1 protein-coding gene is annotated in these 963 nt (G+C 41.2%); it reads right to left on the bottom strand.

Annotated features, from left to right (window positions below; genetic code table 11):
• The coding region (locus ACFIKU_RS09800) for a Bgr_08870 family protein (protein ID WP_375657392.1) at nt 1–960 on the bottom strand (960 nt) is incomplete at its 3' end.
• Nucleotides 961–963 lie beyond the last annotated feature (3 nt).

The raw sequence follows: 963 nt of genomic DNA, 5'->3' as shown, positions 1-963 counted from the left end.
GTTTCCTGTCGCACCATGCTTTGCAACAGAAGTTCCTCCTTTACCAATGATGATATCCTCATGCCCGTTTAAACTGGATTTATAGCCATACCACACGGAACAACCTCCGCCGCCGCCGCCGCCGCCATCACCATAAGACCAAGAGGAACCACCACTACCTCCACCGCCCCATGCTTGGATTTCTACTTTGGTTTTATCGGTTACCCAATCTGGCCATTGAATTTTCCCATCCTGTGTATAAAGTAACTCAGCATCAACAAGCGCAGACCAATTAATGACTTTATTACTCAAAGCTTTTTTTAAGATCTTTTTTGTTTCTGCTAAGATAGCTGCATCCACTTGTGATTTGGTATAAATAAGGTCACCATCTACTTTCAGCGGTCCTTTCAGCGAGCTTCCGGTTGTGCTTAGATTGGTAACGACTTTGTTGTTATGGATAAGGTTAAACGACGAATTGCCTAACAGTTCCAAATCACTACTCATGGTTACTTTGCTGGTAAATTTATTATAACTTTGCCATTCATTTGGGCTTGTGAGGTGTCCATAGCTTGTGAGATCTTCATTGATCTTGGCTCTAAAATCATCAAGACCCACGATATCTTCGGTTTTATGTTGATGCGCGCCTAATAGAGAGATAGCACTACCAAAAGTGAAGTTATTGTTGCTTGATTTATAGAGAACATAATTATTTGCGGCATCTTTTGCACCTTCGATATCGCTTAAATCAGCAAATGAGAAGGTTTTATCGGCTGCCATTTTGCCTTTGAGAGCGCTTTCTAGATCTGTGATTTCGCTTATGGTATGCGTGTGTTTTAAAGGTGCTTTTTCGTCTACTTTTTCCTCAACTTCCATCATAGCTTGATCAATTTTGGTCAAGTTTTCCCGCAAGATTGGGAATTCAGAACTGATAAAGCGTCCTTCTTTAGGCAATTCCATGTCGAGTTTTTTGGTTTTGGTCATCTC

The organism is Bartonella sp. CM120XJJH (genome assembly GCF_042194715.1).
GTDB lineage: Bacteria > Pseudomonadota > Alphaproteobacteria > Rhizobiales > Rhizobiaceae > Bartonella.
Note: the sequence above shows the minus strand (reverse complement) of the source record. Positions and strands in the feature narration are given on the sequence as shown.